At 74.6% G+C, this 17,846-nt stretch carries 14 protein-coding genes; 9 read left to right on the top strand and 5 right to left on the bottom strand.

From position 1 onward, the window contains the following. Nucleotides 1-123: 123 nt before the first annotated feature. From EBO36_RS13720 to purM, 6 genes are all read left to right on the top strand, one after another. Nucleotides 124-2,367 carry a bifunctional metallophosphatase/5'-nucleotidase gene (locus tag EBO36_RS13720; RefSeq protein WP_222928726.1) on the top strand — a complete coding sequence of 748 codons (2,244 nt, stop codon included), beginning with the start codon at nt 124-126 and terminating at the stop codon, nt 2,365-2,367. 132 nt (nt 2,368-2,499) lie between these two features. Next, a complete protein-coding gene (locus tag EBO36_RS13715; protein ID WP_122825110.1) occupies nt 2,500-2,862 on the top strand; it encodes a sterol carrier family protein in 363 nt (120 codons plus the stop codon). Between the two features lie 53 nt (nt 2,863-2,915). Continuing rightward, on the top strand, nt 2,916-3,293 hold the full coding sequence (locus tag EBO36_RS13710) for a hypothetical protein (protein ID WP_122825109.1): 378 nt from the start codon (nt 2,916-2,918) through the stop codon (nt 3,291-3,293). 78 nt (nt 3,294-3,371) lie between these two features. Then, nucleotides 3,372-4,877, top strand: coding sequence for an RNB domain-containing ribonuclease (locus EBO36_RS13705; RefSeq protein WP_122825108.1), 1,506 nt, complete (start codon nt 3,372-3,374; stop codon nt 4,875-4,877). A 102-nt stretch (nt 4,878-4,979) separates the two neighbouring features. Continuing rightward, nucleotides 4,980-6,488: an amidophosphoribosyltransferase gene (gene purF / locus EBO36_RS13700; RefSeq protein WP_164471483.1), complete on the top strand. Its 1,509-nt coding sequence runs from the start codon at nt 4,980-4,982 to the stop codon at nt 6,486-6,488. Continuing rightward, complete coding sequence (gene purM, locus EBO36_RS13695) at nt 6,485-7,588, top strand: phosphoribosylformylglycinamidine cyclo-ligase (protein ID WP_122825106.1); 1,104 nt, start codon at nt 6,485-6,487, stop codon at nt 7,586-7,588. The genes purF and purM overlap by 4 nt, the downstream gene beginning before the upstream one ends. 207 nt (nt 7,589-7,795) lie before the next feature. Here purM and EBO36_RS13690 read toward each other — a convergent pair whose 3' ends face one another. Next, nucleotides 7,796-7,996, bottom strand: coding sequence for a DUF3073 domain-containing protein (locus EBO36_RS13690; protein ID WP_122825105.1), 201 nt, complete (start codon nt 7,994-7,996; stop codon nt 7,796-7,798). A 293-nt stretch (nt 7,997-8,289) separates the two neighbouring features. On the opposite strand from EBO36_RS13690, the gene EBO36_RS13685 reads away from it, so the two are divergent. Beyond that, nucleotides 8,290-8,496, top strand: a complete 207-nt coding sequence (locus tag EBO36_RS13685) for a BldC family transcriptional regulator (protein WP_122825104.1) — start codon at nt 8,290-8,292, stop codon at nt 8,494-8,496. Between the two features lie 62 nt (nt 8,497-8,558). Here the strand turns inward: EBO36_RS13685 and EBO36_RS13680 are convergent, their stop codons facing one another. Together EBO36_RS13680 and EBO36_RS13675 are read right to left on the bottom strand one after the other, a co-directional pair. Further along, the gene (locus EBO36_RS13680; RefSeq protein WP_164471482.1) at nt 8,559-8,894 is read right to left on the bottom strand and encodes a DUF3618 domain-containing protein; all 336 of its coding nucleotides are present in this window, start codon (nt 8,892-8,894) and stop codon (nt 8,559-8,561) included. Next, a complete protein-coding gene (locus EBO36_RS13675; RefSeq protein WP_241237112.1) occupies nt 8,891-9,331 on the bottom strand; it encodes a phage holin family protein in 441 nt (146 codons plus the stop codon). Before EBO36_RS13675 ends, EBO36_RS13680 begins: the two co-directional genes overlap by 4 nt. 297 nt (nt 9,332-9,628) lie before the next feature. Between EBO36_RS13675 and EBO36_RS13670 the strand changes: the two genes are divergently transcribed. Beyond that, nucleotides 9,629-12,316 (top strand): ExeM/NucH family extracellular endonuclease, encoded by a 2,688-nt coding sequence (locus tag EBO36_RS13670; protein ID WP_164471481.1) that lies wholly within the window; start codon nt 9,629-9,631, stop codon nt 12,314-12,316. A gap of 46 nt (nt 12,317-12,362) precedes the next feature. Here EBO36_RS13670 and EBO36_RS13665 read toward each other — a convergent pair whose 3' ends face one another. Together EBO36_RS13665 and EBO36_RS13660 are read right to left on the bottom strand one after the other, a co-directional pair. Beyond that, complete coding sequence (locus EBO36_RS13665) at nt 12,363-14,927, bottom strand: ABC transporter permease (RefSeq protein ID WP_122825102.1); 2,565 nt, start codon at nt 14,925-14,927, stop codon at nt 12,363-12,365. Next, a complete protein-coding gene (locus tag EBO36_RS13660) occupies nt 14,927-15,760 on the bottom strand; it encodes an ABC transporter ATP-binding protein (protein ID WP_122825682.1) in 834 nt (277 codons plus the stop codon). Before EBO36_RS13660 ends, EBO36_RS13665 begins: the two co-directional genes overlap by 1 nt. Before the next feature lie 190 nt (nt 15,761-15,950). Here EBO36_RS13660 and EBO36_RS13655 point away from each other — a divergent pair, with 190 nt between their 5' ends. Next, entirely contained in the window at nt 15,951-17,846 is a 1,896-nt protein-coding gene (locus EBO36_RS13655) for a BNR repeat-containing protein (protein ID WP_164471480.1), read from the top strand.

Here is a 17,846-nt window from a genome sequence, read left to right as displayed (position 1 = left end):
CGGCGGTGCCGGTGGCGACGCGAGGGCGCGGGAGAGAAAGGTCCCCGGCCGCTTCCGCGGGCCCACGGACCTCGCTAGGGTGATCAGAGCCACACCCTCGCACCCCGACGTCAGAGGACATCCATGTACCGAAGCACTTCCCCGGCCGGCGCACGGTTGCGCCGCTCGGTCGCGACGCTCGGCGCCGCCGGCATCGCCACCCTCGGCCTGAGCGCCCTGCCCGCCACGGCGGTCGTCAACGACGACGGCACCGTGACGGTCGACGTCCTCGGCATCAACGACTTCCACGGCCGGATCTCCTACGACGCCAGCGAGAACGACGACGACACGATCGCCGTCGACCAGGCCGGCGCGGCCCGCCTCGCCGGTGCCCTCAACCAGGCGCGGGCGGCGAACGAGGACACCGTGTTCGTCTCCGCCGGCGACAACATCGGCGCGTCGACGTTCACCTCGATGGTGGCCAACGACCAGCCCACGCTGGACGCGCTCAAGGCGATGGGCCTCGCCGCGTCGGCGATCGGCAACCACGAGTTCGACCAGGGCCAGGAGGCGCTCAACACCCGGATCAGCGAGGATGACGCGCTCTTCCCGTACCTCGCGGCCAACGTCACCGGCTCGAGCGACTACGAGGACTACACCGTCGTCCCCACGCCCAGCGGCGTCACCGTCGGGTTCGTCGGCGTCGTCACGCCCACCACCCCGAGCCTCGTCACCCCGGCCGGCATCGAGGGCCTTGTGTTCGGCGACATGAGCGAGGCGGCCAACGCCGTCGCCGAGGACCTCTCCGACGGGGACGACTCCAACGGCGAGGCGGACATCGTCGTCGTCCTCGCCCACGACGGCGCGGCCGGCACCGGCGTCGACTCCGCCACCGGCGCCTCCGCCTTCGGCCAGCTCGTCACGAACGCCTCCGCGGACGTGGACGCGATCTTCTCGGGCCACACCCACCAGACGTACCAGCACGTCATCGAGCGCGACGGCGCCGACCTCCCGGTCGTCCAGGCCGGGTCCTTCGGCGACCTGCTCGCCCAGGTCTCCTTCACCTACGACCCCGAGGCGGGCGCCGTCACCGCCGTCGCCACGGACGCCCTGCCGCTGACCGGGGACTTCACCCCCGAGGAGCTGGCCGCGATCACCCCGGACGAGGACGTCGCGGCCATCGTCGCCGCCGCCGAGGCGGAGGCCGAGGTGCTCGGCTCCGAGGTGCTCGGCGAGATCTCGGCGGACCTCAACCGGGCCCGCAACACCCCGGACGCCGAGGGCGAGCGGGCGGAGAACCGCGGCGGGGAGTCGACGCTCGGCAACCTCATCGCGGACGTGCAGCTGTGGGCCACCGCGGACCTGGGCGCCGACCTCGCCATCATGAACCCCGGCGGGCTGCGCACCGACCTCGGCTACGCCGGGGCCGACGGCAGCGACACCAACGTCGACGGCGCCGTCACCTACCAGGAGGCCGCGACGGTCCAGCCGTTCGCCAACACGCTCGTCACCCTCGAGCTCACCGGCGCGGAGATCATCGGCATCCTCGAGGAGCAGTGGCAGCCGGAGGGGGCGTCCCGCCCGTTCCTCAAGCTGGGCCTGTCCGCGGGCTTCACCTACCTCTACGACCCGCAGGCCGCGGCGGGGGAGCGCATCACCCACGCCTTCCTCGAGGGGGCACCCCTCGAGGACGAGGCGACCTACACGGTGACGACGAACTCCTTCCTCGCCTCCGGCGGGGACAACTTCACCACCTTCACCGAGGGCGAGAACGTCGCCGACTCCGGGCGGATCGACCTCCAGGCGTTCGTCGACTACTTCGCCGCGAACGAGGTCGTCACGCCGGACTACGTCCAGCGGGCGATCGGCGTCCACTGGGTCTCCGACCCGCAGGCGGTCTACACGCCCGGGGACGAGATCGCCATCGACCTCTCCTCGCTCGCGTTCAGCACCACCGAGCCCGTGCCCACCGAGCTGACGCTGCAGCTGGGCGAGGCCGACCTCGGCACCACGCCGCTGGACGCCACCCCGGTGGACGGCACCGACGAGGGCGGCCGCGCGCAGGTGCGCGTGACGGTCCCCGAGATGGAGGGGCTGACCGCGCCGGAGACCATGCAGCTCCAGGTGTACGACGAGGTCAACGGCTACTACGTGTGGGTCGACGTGGTCGTGGGCCCCGAGCCCACCCCGGCACCCACCGAGGAGCCGACGACGCCGACGCCGGCCCCGACCACCCCGGCGCCCGCGCCCACGACGCCCGGCGACGGCGGGGCGCTGCCCAACACCGGCGCCGAGCCGCAGGGGCCGCTCTACGCGGCGCTCCTCATGGCGCTCATCGGTGGCCTGCTGGTCGCCGTGGTCCGTCGCCGGGACCTGCGCCTGCAGTAGCACCAGGGACGAACGACGCCGGAGGGGCCGCCGAGGGGCGGTGCCTCCGGCGTCGTCGTACCGGGACACGGGTACCGGGTCGCGGCGGGGGCCGGGTGGGGCCAGGCGGCCCGGCTGGTTACCGTGGGCGGCATGGCACGCAGGCGGGTGGACCCGATCGACGGCATGGCGGCGGTGCGCGAGTGGATGCGCGGCGGCGAGGTGCCCACCGCGGTCGTCCGCACCGCCGTGCGCTTCACCCTCGAGGAGCTCGCCGTCTCCTCCCCAGGCCGCTCGGTCGAGGTCCGCGTCCCGCCGGCCGGCGCCGTCCAGGCGATCGCCGGCCCGCGGCACACCCGTGGCACGCCCCCCAACGTCGTGGAGACCGACGAGGAGACGTGGCTCGCGCTGGCCACCGGCCGGCTGGCGTTCGCGGACGCCGTCGCCGCCGGCCGGGTGAACGCCTCCGGGGGCCGCGCGGACCTGTCCGGGGTCCTCCCGCTCGTCACCCGCTGAGGACCCCACCCCCGCTCCGGGGGCGGGGTGGGGGGCGAGGTATCGTCGGCCCGGTGAGCACCAACGCCGACGATCAGCGCCCGGACCCGGTACCCGCCGCGCCCGAGGAGGTCGCGCCCGCCGCGCCCGTCGGCGAGGAGCCCGCGGTCGCCGGCGAGGAGCCGGCGCCCGCGCCGCCCGCGGTCCGCACCGCCGTCGTCGACCCGGCGACCCTGCGCCGCGCGCCGCGGTACGGCCGGTTCGCCGGGGTCGGCGTCCTCCTCGGCGCGCTCGTTGCGTTCGGCGTCGCCTTCCTCGGCGACTCCGAGCTCGGCCGCGGCACGATCTTCCTCCTCCTCCTGGTGGGCCTGGGCAGCCTGGGGGCCCTCGTCGGGGCGCTCCTCGCCGTCCGAGCGGACCGCCGCTCGGTCCGCGACCGCGGCGCCCGCTGACCCCCGCGCCGTCCCCGCGGCGCGCGCGGGGTCGGGTGATGAGCGGCGCGCCGCGGCCCGCACCCCTAGTCTCGGGATGTGCTCAGCCCCTCCGTCGTCGTCCCGGCAGCCGCCGAACAGCAGGTCCAGGCCGCGCTCGACCGCGTCCGCGCCGAGCTGGAGATCCCCGTCGACTTCCCGGCCGCCGCGCTCGCCGAGGCGGAGCGCGCGGCCGCGGCCGGGCCCGGTGCCGCGGAGGACCGCACCGACCTCGAGCTCGTCACCATCGACCCGCCGGGCTCCCGCGACCTCGACCAGGCCGTGGCCATCGAGCGCCGCCCGGGCGGGTACGTCCTCTCCTACGCCATCGCCGACGTCGCCGCGTTCGTCACGCCGGGCGGCGCGCTCGACGCCGCCGTCCAGGAGCGCGGGGTCACCGTCTACGGGCCCACCGGGTCGATCCCGCTCCACCCGCCGGCGCTGAGCGCCGGCGCCGCCAGCCTCCTGCCGGGCGAGATCCGGCCCGCGTGCGTGTGGCGCCTCGTGCTCGACGACGACGGCACGCTGCGGGAGGCCGACGTGCGCCGCGGCCTCGTGCGCAGCCGCGCCCAGCTCACCTACGCCCAGGTGCAGGCCGTCGTCGACGGCGGGCACGACCCCGAGGTCCCCGCCCACCTGCCCGACCTGCTCCGCGAGGTGGGCACCGCCCGCCAGGCGCAGGAGCACGCCCGCGGGGGCGTGTCGCTCGACCTGCCGGAGCAGGAGGTGGTCCCCGCCGACGGCGGCTACGCGCTGGAGCTGCGCGCCACGCTGCCCGTCGAGGGGTGGAACGCCCAGATCTCCCTGCTCACCGGCATCGCGGCGGCCGGCATCATGCGCGAGTGCGGCATCGGGGTGCTCCGCACGCTGGAGGAGGCCGACCCCCGCGACCTCGCCCGGTTGCGCCGCACCGCCCGGGCGCTGGGGATCGACTGGCCCGCCGCGGCCTCCTACCCGGACCTGGTCCGCGGCCTGGACTCCGGCGTCCCGGCGCACGCCGCCTTCCTCACCGCCGCCACGTCGCTGTTCCGCGGGGCCGGGTACCTCGCGTTCGGCGTCGACCCCGGCGCCGGCAACGGCCGGCCCGACGCCGGCAACGGCCGGCCGGGCAGCGGAGACGGCCCGGCACCGGCGGGGTCGCGCCACGCCGCCATCGCCGCGGAGTACGCGCACGTCACCGCGCCGCTTCGCCGCCTCGTCGACCGGTACGGGCTGGAGGTCTGCCTGGCCGCGCGAGCGGGGCAGGAGGTCCCGGACTGGGTGCGGACCGCGCTGCCGAGCCTGCCCCGGACGATGGCGCGCACCACCCAGCGCGCGAGCCGGTTCGAGAACGCCGCGGTCAACGTCGTCGAGGCGCTGGTGCTCGCCGGACGCGAGGGGGAGACGTTCGAAGGCGTGGTCGTCGACCTCGACGAGGCAGGCCGGGGCACCGTCGTCGTGGGGGAGCCGGCCGTGCGCGGCGAGGTGACCGGCGCGGACCTGCCGCTGGGCGAGCCGGTGCGCGTCCGGCTGGAGGCGGTCGACGCCGTCGAGCACCGCGTGCGCTTCGTCCTCGCGGGGTCCTGAGCGCGCTTCCCACCGGCGCTGGGTGTCCGCCCGGGTGTCCACCCTGCGGACCATCCTGAACACCGACGAGCGCCCGGGGGCAGGTGTGGGAGCATGACGGGCGTGGCACGCGGAGACGGACGTCTGACCCACGACCTTCTGCCCGGCGAGAAGGGCCCCCAGGACGAGTGCGGGGTCTTCGGCGTCTGGGCGCCGGGCGAGGACGTCGCGCGGCTCACCTACTTCGGGATCTACGCCCTCCAGCACCGCGGCCAGGAGTCGGCGGGCATCGCCGCCAGCAACGGCGAGCAGATCCTCGTCTACAAGGACATGGGCCTCGTCTCCCAGGTCTTCGACGACCGCGCCCTGTCCTCGCTCACGGGCCACATCGCGATCGGGCACGTGCGCTACTCCACGACGGGCGCCAGCTCGTGGGAGAACGCGCAGCCCACGCTCGGCCCCACGGCGTCGGGGACGGTCGCCGTCGGGCACAACGGCAACCTCACCAACACCGCCTCGCTCATGACGCTGGTGCGCGAGAAGTACGGCACGGACCTGCGGGGCGAGCTCGGCCGGGGCTCGTCGACCGACACCGCCGTCATCACCGCGCTGCTCGCCGGGATGACCGGCGAGGAGGGCGAGCAGTCGCTCGAGCGGACGGCCATGCAGGTCCTCCCCATGCTCGAGGGGGCCTTCTCCCTGGCGTTCATGGACGAGCACACCCTCTACGCCGCGCGCGACGCCCACGGCATCCGCCCCCTCGTCCTCGGCCGCCTCGACCGCGGGTGGGCGGTGGCGTCGGAGACCGCCGCGCTCGACATCGTCGGCGCCACCTTCATCCGCGAGGTCGAGCCCGGTGAGCTGCTCATCATCGACACCGAGGGGCTGCGCTCGCGCCGGTTCGCCGCGCCCGACCCCAAGGGCTGCATCTTCGAGTACGTCTACCTCGCCCGCCCCGACACCAACATCGCCGGCCGCTCCGTCAACGCCGCGCGCACCGAGATGGGCCGCACGCTCGCCCGCGAGCACCCCGTCGAGGCGGACCTCGTCATCCCGACGCCCGAGTCCGGGACGCCGGCGGCGATCGGCTACGCGCAGGAGTCGGGGATCCCGTTCGCCCAGGGCCTGGTGAAGAACAGCTACGTGGGCCGGACCTTCATCCAGCCCACGGACACCATCCGCCAGCTCGGCATCCGCCTCAAGCTCAACCCGCTGCGCGAGGTCATCGCCGGCAAGCGCCTCATCGTCGTCGACGACTCCATCGTCCGGGGCAACACCCAGCGCGCGCTCGTGCGGATGCTCCGGGAGGCCGGCGCGGCGGAGGTCCACGTGCGAATCTCCTCCCCGCCGGTGAAGTGGCCGTGCTTCTACGGCATCGACTTCGCCACCCGCGCCGAGCTCATCGCCAACGGCCTGCTGACCCACGAGATCCGGGACGCCCTCGGCGCGGACTCCCTCGGCTACATCTCCCTGGAGGGGATGATCACGGCGACGACGATCCGCACCGAGCGGCTGTGCACGGCGTGCTTCACGGGCGTCTACCCCGTCCCGATCGAACCGGGGACGACGGCGTCCGGCTGCGAGCCGACCGACCTGCTGGCCCCCGGGCCCACGGCGACGGTGCCCGCATGAGCGGGGGCATCACCTACGCCGCGGCCGGCGTCGACACCGAGGCCGGCGACCTCGCCGTCGAGCTCATGAAGGGCGCTGTCAGGGCCACCCACGGGCCCGCCGTCGTCGGCACGGTGGGCGGTTTCGCGGGGATGTACGACGCGTCCGCCCTCCAGGGGATGCGCCGCCCGCTGCTGGCCACCTCCACCGACGGGGTGGGCACCAAGGTGGCCATCGCCCAGGCGATGGACGTCCACGACACCATCGGCCAGGACCTCGTCGGCATGGTCGTCGACGACATCGTCGTCGTCGGGGCGCGCCCGCTCTTCATGACCGACTACATCGCCTGCGGGCGGCTCGTCCCGGAGCGGATCGCCGCCATCGTCCGCGGCATCGCCCAGGCGTGCGCCGCCACCGGCACCGCCCTCGTCGGCGGGGAGACCGCGGAGCACCCGGGCCTGCTGGGCCCGGACGACTACGACGTCGCGGGTGCCGCCACCGGCGTCGTCGACGCCGATGACGTCCTCGGCCCCGAGCGGGTGCGGGACGGGGACGTCCTGCTCGCCCTGGCGTCCTCCGGGCTGCACTCCAACGGGTACTCCCTGGTCCGGCGGGTCCTCGAGGTCGCCGGCTGGGGCCTCGAGCGCGACGTCCCCGAGCTCGGCCGCACCGTGGGGGAGGAGCTCCTCGAGCCCACCCGGCTGTACACCCCGGCCTGCCTCGACCTCGCCGGGGCCGACGACGTCGACCTCCACGCCCTCAGCCACGTCACCGGCGGCGGGCTGGCTGCCAACCTCGCCCGCGTCCTCCCCGTGGGCCTGGTGGCCGACGTCGACCGTTCGACGTGGACGCTGCCCCCGGTGTTCGACCTCGTGCGCCGGCTCGGCGCCGTCCCGTGGGCCGACCTCGAGCGCACCCTCAACCTCGGCGTGGGCATGGTGGCCGTCGTCGCCGCCGACGGCGTGGACGCGGCCGTGCGCCGCTGCGCCGCGGCGGGCATCCCGGCATGGCCCCTCGGCGCCGTGCGCGCGGCGTCGGGCACCCAGGACGACGTCGTCAGCGGGACGAAGGGCGTGCGCGGCGGCGGCGTCCGCATGCACGGGAAGTACCGGACGGCCTGAGGACGCCGGTCCCGCGCCCGCGGCACCGAGCCGGGGGCGAGGCACGGGCGGCGCCGGGCGCCGTCGTCCCGGCACGCCGCGCGAGGGAACGACGGGAGCCTCGGGCGCGACGGCGCGACGGCGCGACGGGCGCGGCCGAAGCCGCCCGCGCGCCGACGAACGTCGGCCCCGGGGAAACGATCTCCCCGGGGCAGGACGAACGAGAGGTCACCGAGCCGTGAGCTCAGGCCCCCAGTCGTCGCCGGCGTCATCCTCGACTGAGGGGATGTCGAACTCTGCGTTCCGCTGTGCGTCACGCTCGCTGGACGTGAGCTCTCGTTCGAGCGCTCGGTAGTCGGTCTCCGGGCTGTAGTACTTCAGCCGGCGAGCGACCTTCGTCTGCTTGGCCTTTTGACGGCCGCGCCCCATGGCGTCGACCCCCTCCAACGTAGAAGCGGGGCGGGCACCGTCACCGGTGCGGCCCCGTGCATATGGTCACTGTGTGTCGTGTGGTCACGGTACATGGTCGACGGCCCTCGCAGCCATTTGTGACCGCGCGTCGGACCGGAAGATCGCTGCCCCACCCGTGGGGGCGCCGGTCTGGGACTATCGTCCACATTTCGCCCGTTGTGTGCCGCATAACCTGGGAGTTCGATGCGCGGGTAGGCGGCCGCACCCGCGAGGCATGACGGTGGTGCACACCACCGGGACTGGGGTGAGACATGAACGACAAGTACGCCGAGGACACGCTCCTGACGCCAGGTGAGGTCGCGGCCCGGTTCCGGGTGGACCCCAAGACCGTGACCCGGTGGGCGAACGCCGGCAAGCTCTCGGCGGTGCGGACCCTCGGCGGTCACCGCCGCTACCGGCGCAGCGAGGTCGAGGAGCTCCTCCACGGCCACGAGGTGGCCGACCGCACCGCCTCCTAGCCCATGCCTCGCCGCCGGCGGAGCGCGCTCGACAGCGCCCTCGCCGCCGGCCGGCGAGCGGGTCAGCGGCCCCGGCGGGCCATCAGCGTGATGATGCTGGCGACGACGGCGACGCCGGCGCCGAGGTAGCCCACCGACTTCGGGTCGCCGCTGCGGACGTCGTCGGCAAACTCGCGCGCCTTGACGGCCACGCCGTCGACCTTCTCCTTCGCCTTGGCCTTGGCGTTCTCCGTCGCGCGGTCGGCGGCCGCGCGCAGGTTCACCTTGGCCTCCTCGACCTGACGCCGGGGGTCGAGCATCTCGGTGAGCTCGTTGACCGTGCTCGAGAGCTCGGCGCGGGTGCGCGCGAGGTCCGCCTCGATCTGCTCGGGGCTGCGCTTGCTGGCGTCCTCGCTCACGACTGGAATCCCTTCTTGACCGCGTCGATGTCCTGCTTGACGTTCCGCTTGGCCGCCTCCGGGGTGGGCGGGGCGCCGGCCTGGAGGCGCTTCTTGCCGATGAGCGCGGCGACGGCGGCGATGATGAAGAGGACCACCGCGACGATGATCGCGGAGAGCCAGGCGGGCACCGCCTCGGCGAGGCCCAGCACGGCGGCCGTGATGAGCAGCGCCAGGCCGAAGAAGGCGAAGAGCGCCGCACCGGCGAGGATGCCCGCGCCCACGCCGAGCTGCTTGCCCTTGGCGCTGACCTCCGCCTGGGCGAGCTGGAGCTCGTCGCGCACGAGGCGCCTGAACTGGTCGGAGAGCCGGGCGACGATCTCGCCGACCGACGTCCCTGGCTTGCCTGGCGTCACGGGCATGGCCGTGGCACCCGTGGGTGTCTCGTACTGGTCCACCGCGGTCCCTCTCCTCGAGTGCACAGGGGCGCGCCGTGCGCGCCGGGCAGTGACGCCCTACGCCCATGATCGCGGTCCGCCGCGTCCGGTGCACGTTCACCGCGCCGCCCCGCGCCGCCCCGGGTGCGCCGACGGGGCGGCGCGCCACGGCGCGCCACGGCGCGGTTCGGTGCGGTTCGGGGGCGGCCGGCCCGAACCGTTGACGCCGACCGTGCGCTAGGCCACCATCACCCTGCCCGGCGGTCGCCGTGTGCGAGGACGCACCGGGCCCCACGCACGTGACGACAGGAGATGCCCGTGAGCACCACCCCCGCCGGCGCGACGAGGAGGGCCGCGGCCGCGGCCGCGGGCGCCCTGCTCCTCGCCCCCTTCGCCGCCACCGCCCCGGCGAGCGCCGTCGGCCTGCCTCTGCGCCTCTCGGCGGGGCCGGTCTTCCTCAGCGAGATCCACTACGACAACGCGGGCGACGACGCCGGCGAGGCCGTCGAGGTCCAGGCCCCGGCGGGCACCGACCTCACCGGCTGGCGGATCGTCCTCTACAACGGCAACGGCGGCACGGTGTACGGCACCACGACGCTCACCGGGACGGTCGGCGCCTCCGGCGTCCTCGTCCAGACCTACCCCAGGGACGGCCTGCAGAACGGCGCCCCGGACGGCATCGCGCTCGTCGACGCCGCCGGCACGGTGGTGGAGTTCCTCTCCTACGAGGGCCCGATGACGGGCGTCGGCGGGCCCGCCGACGGCCTGGCCAGCACGGACATCGGGGTGAGCGAGGGCGGGACGGCCTCGGCCGACGAGTCGCTCCAGCGGGTCGACGGCGTGTGGACCGGCCCGGCCCCGCACTCCTTCGGGGCGCTCAACGAGGCACCGGAGCCCCCCGGGGAGCCGGTCGACGTCAGCATCGCCGAGGTCCAGGGCACCGGTCCGGCCTCGCCCTACGCGGGGGAGGCCGTGCGCACCACCGGCGTCGTCACCGCCGCCTACCCCGAGGGCGGGTTCAACGGCGTCTACCTCCAGACCCCCGGCACCGGCGGCGACCTCACCGGGCACGACGCCTCGCACGGCGTCTTCGTCTACGGCCCGGACCTTGCGGACGCCGCCGAGGTGGGCGACCACCTCGAGGTGACCGGCGTGGTGGAGGAGTTTAACGGGCTCACCGAGATCACCGACGCCGAGTGGTCCGCGCTCGACACCCCGGCGGCGCCGGTCGTGCCCGCCGCGGTCGCTGTCCCCGCCACGGAGGCCGGGCGGGAGGCCTTCGAGGGGATGCTCCTCGCCCCCCAGGGCGCCTACACGGTGACCGACACGTACGAGACGAACCGCTTCGGCAGCGTCGGCCTCGCCGTCGGCGACGAGCCGCTGCGCCAGCCCACCGACGTTGCCCGCCCCGGCAGCGAGGCGGCCGACGCCGTCGCCGCGGACAACGCGGCCCGCGCCGTCACCCTCGACGACGGGTCGAGCTGGGACTACACGAACTTCGACCAGGACACCCACGAGACGTCGGTGCCCTACCTCAGCCTCACCGCCCCCGTCCGGGTGGGCGCGGCGGTGACCTTCACCGACCCGGTCGTCCTCGACTACCGCTTCCAGTGGAACCTCCAGCCGACCACCCAGGTGACCGGGGACAACGGCGCCGCGCCCGCGACGTTCGAGAGCACCCGCACCGCGGCGCCTCAGGCCGTCGGCGGCGACGTCCAGGTGGCGAGCTTCAACGTCCTCAACTACTTCACCAGCCTCGGCGTGGACGAGGCCGGGTGCGAGTTCTTCCCCGACCGCGAGGGCAACCCCACCACCGCGGACTTCTGCGACGTGCGCGGGGCGTACGACGAGGAGAACCTCGCCCGGCAGACCGCCAAGATCGTCGCGGCGATCCTCGCGCTCGACGCCGACGTCGTCGGGCTCCTGGAGATCGAGAACTCGGGGAGCTTCACCGCGGACGGGGACCGCGACGTCGCGCTCGCGGGCCTCGTCGACGCCCTCAACGCCGACGCGGGCGCGGGCACGTGGGCGTACGTCGCCTCCCCGGAGGCCGTCCCGGCCGACGAGGACGCCATCCGCAACGCCTTCATCTACCGGCCCTCCACCGTGGTGCCGGTGGGGGAGTCCGAGATCCTCATCGGGGACGAGGCGTTCGCCAACGCCCGCGAGCCGCTCGCCCAGGAGTTCGCGCTCGTCGGCGACGACGGCGAGCCGGTCGAGGGGGCGGACACCTTCATCGCCATCGCCAACCACTTCAAGTCGAAGGGGTCGCCATCGGGCGCCACGGGCGGCAACGTCGACCAGGGCGACGGCCAGGGCTCGTGGAACGCCGACCGCGTCGAGCAGGCGCAGGCGCTCGCCGCCTTCGCCGACGGCCTCATGGCCGAGCGCGCCACCGACCTCGTCCTGCTGCTCGGTGACTTCAACGCCTACTCGATGGAGGACCCGATGATGGCCCTCGCGGAGGCGGGGTACACCAACGTGGGCCAGGCGCTCACCGACGAGAGCACGTACTCCTTCGACGGCCTCGTCGGCTCGCTCGACCACGTGCTCGTCCACGACCCGGCGCTCGACCACGTGACCGGCGCCGACATCTGGAACATCAACGCCTACGAGGCGCTCGGGCTCGAGTACAGCCGGTACAACTACAACGTCACCGACCTCTACGACGAGAGCCCGTACCGCTCGAGCGACCACGACCCGCTCCTCGTGGGCCTCGACCTCCTCGCCGACTCCCCCGGCGAGCCGACGCCGACGCCGACGCCGACCGACGGGCCCACGGCTCCGCCGACGCCGACGCCGACGCCGACGCTGACCGACGGGCCGACGGCCCCGGGCGCGCCCACCACGCCGGGCGGGCCCGGGTCACCCGGGACACCCGGGACGCCCGGGGGATCCGGGCTGCCGAGCACGGGCGCCGGGCTCGGCGCCCTGGGGCTCGGGCTGGTCGCCCTCCTCGGCGGCGTCGCGGCGCTGGCCGCCCGCCGCCGCGCGGTGGGCGGCTGAGTCACCGGCCGAGCCGGCGTGGGCCGGGGCATCCCGGCCCACGCCGTCAGTCGGTGGCCACCGCCTGGAGGACCGGCAGCCGCGTGGCGCGGACCGCCGGCCACAGCGCCGCGAGGACGCCGACGACCCCGGAGAGCACGACGATCGCCGCGAGCATCGACCACGGGACCGCGAGCTCGCTGAGGCCCTGGTCGGCGTAGACGCTCGGCAGGGCGGAGGCGAGCGCGACGCCGATGAGCACGCCGAGCAGCGTGCCGAAGACCGCCGTGAGCACGGACTCGATGGTGATGGTCACCGCGAGCTGGAGCCGGCCCAGCCCGACCGCCCGCATGAGGCCGATCTCCCGCGTCCGCTCGATGACGGCGAGCGCGAGGGTGTTGACGATGCCGAGCACCGCGATGATCACGGAGAGCCCGAGCAGGGCGTAGAGGATGACCATGGCCTGGTCCACCTGGTCGGCGAGCGAGCTCGTCAGCTCCTCCGCGTCCTGCGCGGTGAGGACGACGTAGGGCTCGAGCGCCGTCTCCACCGCCTCCCGCAGGTCGGCCTGGGGGACGCCGTCGGCCGCGTCCACGAAGACGCTCAGCACGGTGGCCCCTGCTGCTGGGACGACCGCGTCGAAGAGCGCCCGGTCCATGATCACCGGCGCGTTGAGGAGCTGGGACTCGACGACGGCCCCCACCCGCGCGGCCACCTCGCCCTGGTCCGTGGCGATGACGAGGTCGGTGCCGACCTCCCACCCCTCCTCGTCGGCGGTGGTGCGCTGGACCGCCACCTCGCCGTCGGCGAGTCCGTCGAGGGAGCCGTCGACGACCCGGATGTCGATGGTCTCGCCGAAGGCGCTGGCGGGCAGGCCGAGGATCCGCATGCTCTCCGCGTCCTCGTCGGACGTGCCGACGTCGGCCCGGCCGGAGACCGTGGCGTCGGCCCGGCCGGCGAGCTCGAGGTCGGTGAGCGCGGCGGCGGCCTGCGGCGGGACGGTGAACGTCGCCGACTGCACGGTGAGGTCGGCGCGGGCCTCGGTGGCGACGATCGAGGAGGTCGAGGCGGTCGCCGAGGCGGCGAGCACCGCGCAGGCGCTCACCAGCGCCATGCCGATCATCAGCGCGCCGGCGGTGTTCGCCGTGCGTCGCGGGTTGCGGGTGACGTTGCCGCGGGCCAGGCGCCCCATCGGGCGGAGCGCGGCGACGGCGGGCGCGGCGAGGACGCCGAGGACGGTCCGCCCGATGACGGGTGCCACGGCGAGGGCACCGACGAGCACGGCCCCGGTCCCCACCCCCAGCCAGGTGCCGGGGGCCTCGGTCGCCCCGCTCGTGGCGCGGTAGACGGCGAGGGCGCCGCCGGCGAGGAGGACGGCACCGACGACGGCGCGGGTCCGCAGCGAGCGTTCGGTGACGACGACGTCGTCGCGCATCGCCTCCACGGGCGGGGTGGTGGCGGCGCGCCGGGCCGGCACGGCCGCCGCGAGCATCGAGACGACGGTGCCGACCGCCATGGCGATCGCGAGCTCGCGGCCCGTGACGGCGACCTGCCCGGACAGGGCCATCCCCATCCGCTCGAGGATCGTGCGCAGGACGGCGACGAGCCCGATCCCGGCGCCGACGCCCGCCGCGGAGCCCACCAGACCGACGACCGCAGCCTGGGCGATGACGCTCGCCATCACCTGCAGCGGGGAGGCGCCGACGGCGCGCAGGAGCGCGAACTCGCGCTGCCGCTGGCGCACCGACATGGCGAAGGTGTTGGCGATGATGAAGGCGCCGACGAAGAGGGAGATGAAGGCGAAGACGAGGAGGAACGTCCCGAGGAAGCCGATGACCTGCTGGACCGCCTCGTTGGCCTCGTCCCGGACCTCCTCGCCGGTGAGCACCTCGACGTCGGGCGAGCCCACGGACTCCCGCACCCGCTCGACGAGCGCGTCGATGTCGGCGGCGGTGGCGTCGTCGTCGGTGTAGACGGCGATGGAGGGCACGGCGCCGTCGGGGGCGAAGGCCTCCTCGGCGGTGGCGGGGTCGACGAGGACGAGGGTGGTGCCCACCATCGGGTTGCCGTAGTTCACCTCGCCGACGACGGTCACCTCCCGCACGTCGTCGGCGCCGATGACGACGGTCGTGGTGTCGCCGATGGCGAGGCCGGAGGTCTCCAGCGCCGTCGTCTCCAGCGCCACCTCGTCGCCGGCGGTGGGGACGCGGCCGGCGACGAGCTCGGCGGCCGGGTCGTCCTCCACGACGGCTCCGCCGAAGCTGGGCGCCTGCCCGTTGACCACGGCCTGGCCGTCGGCGCCGACGAGGACGACGCTGCCGAAGAAGTCGGGGAGCGCTGCCGTGACGCCGTCGACGTCGGCGACCTCCTCGGCGAGGGCGACCGGCACGGACCCGCGGGCGGGGCCGAACGGCCCGGCGGACGGCTCCTCGCCGTCCTGCGCGCTCTCGGCCCCCCGGACGTAGACGTCACCCTGGGAGGAGGACTCGACGATGGAGCCGAAGGTGTCGGCGAGCATGGCGCGCAGGGAGAAGGTTCCCGTGACGAACGCGACGCCGAGCAGCACGGCGAGGACGGACAGCGCGAAGCGGACGAGGTGGGCGCGGATCTCGCGCAGCGTGACGCGGACCATCAGGCGGTGCGCCTCGACTCACGGGCGTCGGTGAGCTCCCCCAGCGCCTCGAGGATCGTGCTCGCGTCGGGGTCGAGCAGCTCGCCCTCGAGGCGGCCGTCGGCGAGGAAGAGCACCCGGTGGGCGTACGCCGCCGCGGTCGGCTCGTGGGTCACCATGACGACGGACTGGCCGAGGTCCTCGACGCTGCTGCGCAGGAAGCCGAGCACCTCGGCGGCCGAGCGCGAGTCGAGGTTGCCGGTGGGCTCGTCAGCGAAGACCACGGCGGGCCGGGCGATGAGGGCGCGGGCCGCGGCGACGCGCTGCTGCTGGCCGCCGGAGAGCTCGGTGGGTCGGTGGTGCAGGCGGTCCTCGAGCCCGACGGCGCGCACGACGGTGTCGAAGCGCTCCTGGTCGACGGGGGCGCGGGCGATGTCGAGGGGGAGGCGGATGTTCTCCTCGGCGGTGAGGGTGGGCACGAGGTTGTAGGACTGGAAGACGAAGCCGATCCGGGTGCGGCGCAGCTTGGTGAGCTGGCGCTGGCTCATCCGGGAGATCTCGACCCCGTCGACGACGACGCTGCCCGAGGTGGGGGTGTCGAGCCCCGCCATGCAGTGCATGAGCGTCGACTTGCCCGAGCCCGACGGGCCCATGATCGCGGTGAGCTGCGCGCGGCCGAAGTCGACGTCGACGCCGTCGAGCGCCCGGACCGCGGTCTCGCCGGCGCCGTAGACCTTGACGAGCTCCCGTGCCGTCGCGATGGGCTCGAGGGCGGGTCCGTCCGGGCGGGGGCCGGCGGGGGAGAGCGCCTCGGTGGCGGTGGTCGGTGCGGTCGGGCTGGCGTGTCGTCCCATGACGCGATTGTCGCTCACCCGGGTGAGGGTCGCCTCGTCGCTCCCCGTCCGGCCACCGCGCTCGACCTTTGTCCCATTGGCGGCCCGGGCGCGGAGAAGTAACGTGCGTCACAGTCCTGCGCCGTGTCGGAGTGCCCCGACCGGGCGAGCGCGGGAGGCGACCCCGCACCGTAGCGAGAGGGATGCTCCGATGACTCGATGGAAGCGCTTGCCCGCCGTCTCGGCCCTCGCCGTGCCCCTCCTGCTCGGGGCGTCGTTCCTCACCCCGGCGGCGGCTCAGGTGGCGCCCGCGCCCGGGCCGCTCGTGTGCGGCACCGTCGACGACGGAAGCGTGCCGGCCACGCAGGAGCCCGAGGCGGTGCTCGACACCGTCGAGGTCGGCCCGACGTGGGCCGGGCACTACGTCGGTCAGGCGCTCCTCACCGACGGCGAGGACCAGTACGTCGGCTACTACGACGCCGACCGCCAGCTCACGGTCGCCCACCGCACGCTCGGCAGCGACTCCTGGACGCACCAGCGGGTGGGCTCGCAGACGGGGTGGGACAGCCACAACTACGTCACGCTCGCCACGGACCCCAGCGGCAACCTCCACGTGGCGGGGAACATGCACAACGTCCCGCTGCTCTACTGGCGCACGACGACCCCCGGGGACGTGACGACGCTCGAGCGGGTCACGACGATGGTCGACGCCGCCCGAGAGCGCCGCGTCACCTACCCCGTCTTCCTCGAGCTCGAGGACGAGACGCTCGTCTTCCGCTACCGCGACGGCGGCAGCGGCAACGGGATCGACCTCTACAACTCCTACGACGCCGCGACGGGCGGGTGGGGCGGGCTCATCGACAGCCCGCTCCTCTCCGGCGAGGGTCAGCGGAACGCGTACGCGGCCAAGCCCCGGCTCGGTCCCGACGGGAACTACCACATGGTCTGGGTCTGGCGGAACACCCCGATCGCCTCGTCCACGCACACCGTCTCCTACGCGCGCAGCGCCGACCTGGAGTCCTGGGAGACGAGCACCGGGGAGCCGCTCACGCTCCCGATCACCTTCGCCACGAGCGACGTCGTCGACCCGGTCCCGCCCGAGGGCGGCATGATCAACAACAACGCCCAGGTCGGTTTCGACGCCGACGGCGCGCCGGTGGTGGCGTACCACAAGTACGACGAGGAGGGGAACACCCAGGTCTACGTGGCCCGGCCCGACGACTCCGCCGCGGGCTGGGAGAACGTCCAGGTGAGCGACTGGACCGGGGCCTGGGACTTCTCCCAGCCCGGCACCCTCGTCTTCCAGGTCGAGATCTACTGGGCGCCGGAGGTGCTCCCGGACGGCAACCTCCGCCTCGACGTCACCTGCCGCGGCGAGGCGCGCACCTTCATCCTCGACGGGGAGACGCTCGAGCCGATCGAGGAGATCGCGACGCCGGCCACGGAGCCCGCGGCCGTCAGCGAGCTGCGCTCGGACTACGTCCACCCGGTCCCGGGCGAGGGCGGCACCGACATGCAGGTCAACCTCAACGACGACTCCGGCGCGGCCGGCTCGTTCCACGCGCGCGACCTCGTGCCCGACGCCGACGAGGACCTGCGCTACCTCCTGCGCTGGGAGAGCCTGGGGGAGAACCAGGACCGCCCGCGCGCGGCCTGGCCGGGCGCCCAGCCGCTCGAGGTGGTCGTCCTCGGCACCGAGGACGCGTGCCGGGACGGCGGCTGGGAGCGCTTCGACTTCGCCGGCGAGCGGGCGTGCGTCAACCACGTGCGGGTCGCCACGGGCCAGGAGCCCGTCGAGGAGCCCGCGGTCACGGTGGACACCGGCACCCGGTGCGTCGCCGGGAAGGCCGTGCAGACGGTGCGGGTGACGAGCACCGAGCCGGTCGAGGCCGTCGTCTCCGGCGCCTACGGCACGCGGACGCTCACCCTCGCCGCGGACCGGACGGTGACCGTCGCCTTCAGCACCCGGCTCAGCTCCGTGCCGGACGGCGAGGTCACCGTGACGACGGGCACCGGCGACACGGCGACCGAGGTGAGGGCCGACTACACCGGCCACTCGTGCGGGATACGCCGGCTCGCACCGGCCCAGGACCAGCCCCAGGAGTGA

This window comes from Georgenia faecalis (assembly GCF_003710105.1).
GTDB lineage: Bacteria > Actinomycetota > Actinomycetes > Actinomycetales > Actinomycetaceae > Georgenia_A > Georgenia_A faecalis.
This window is presented reverse-complemented; position numbering and strand designations above follow the sequence as displayed.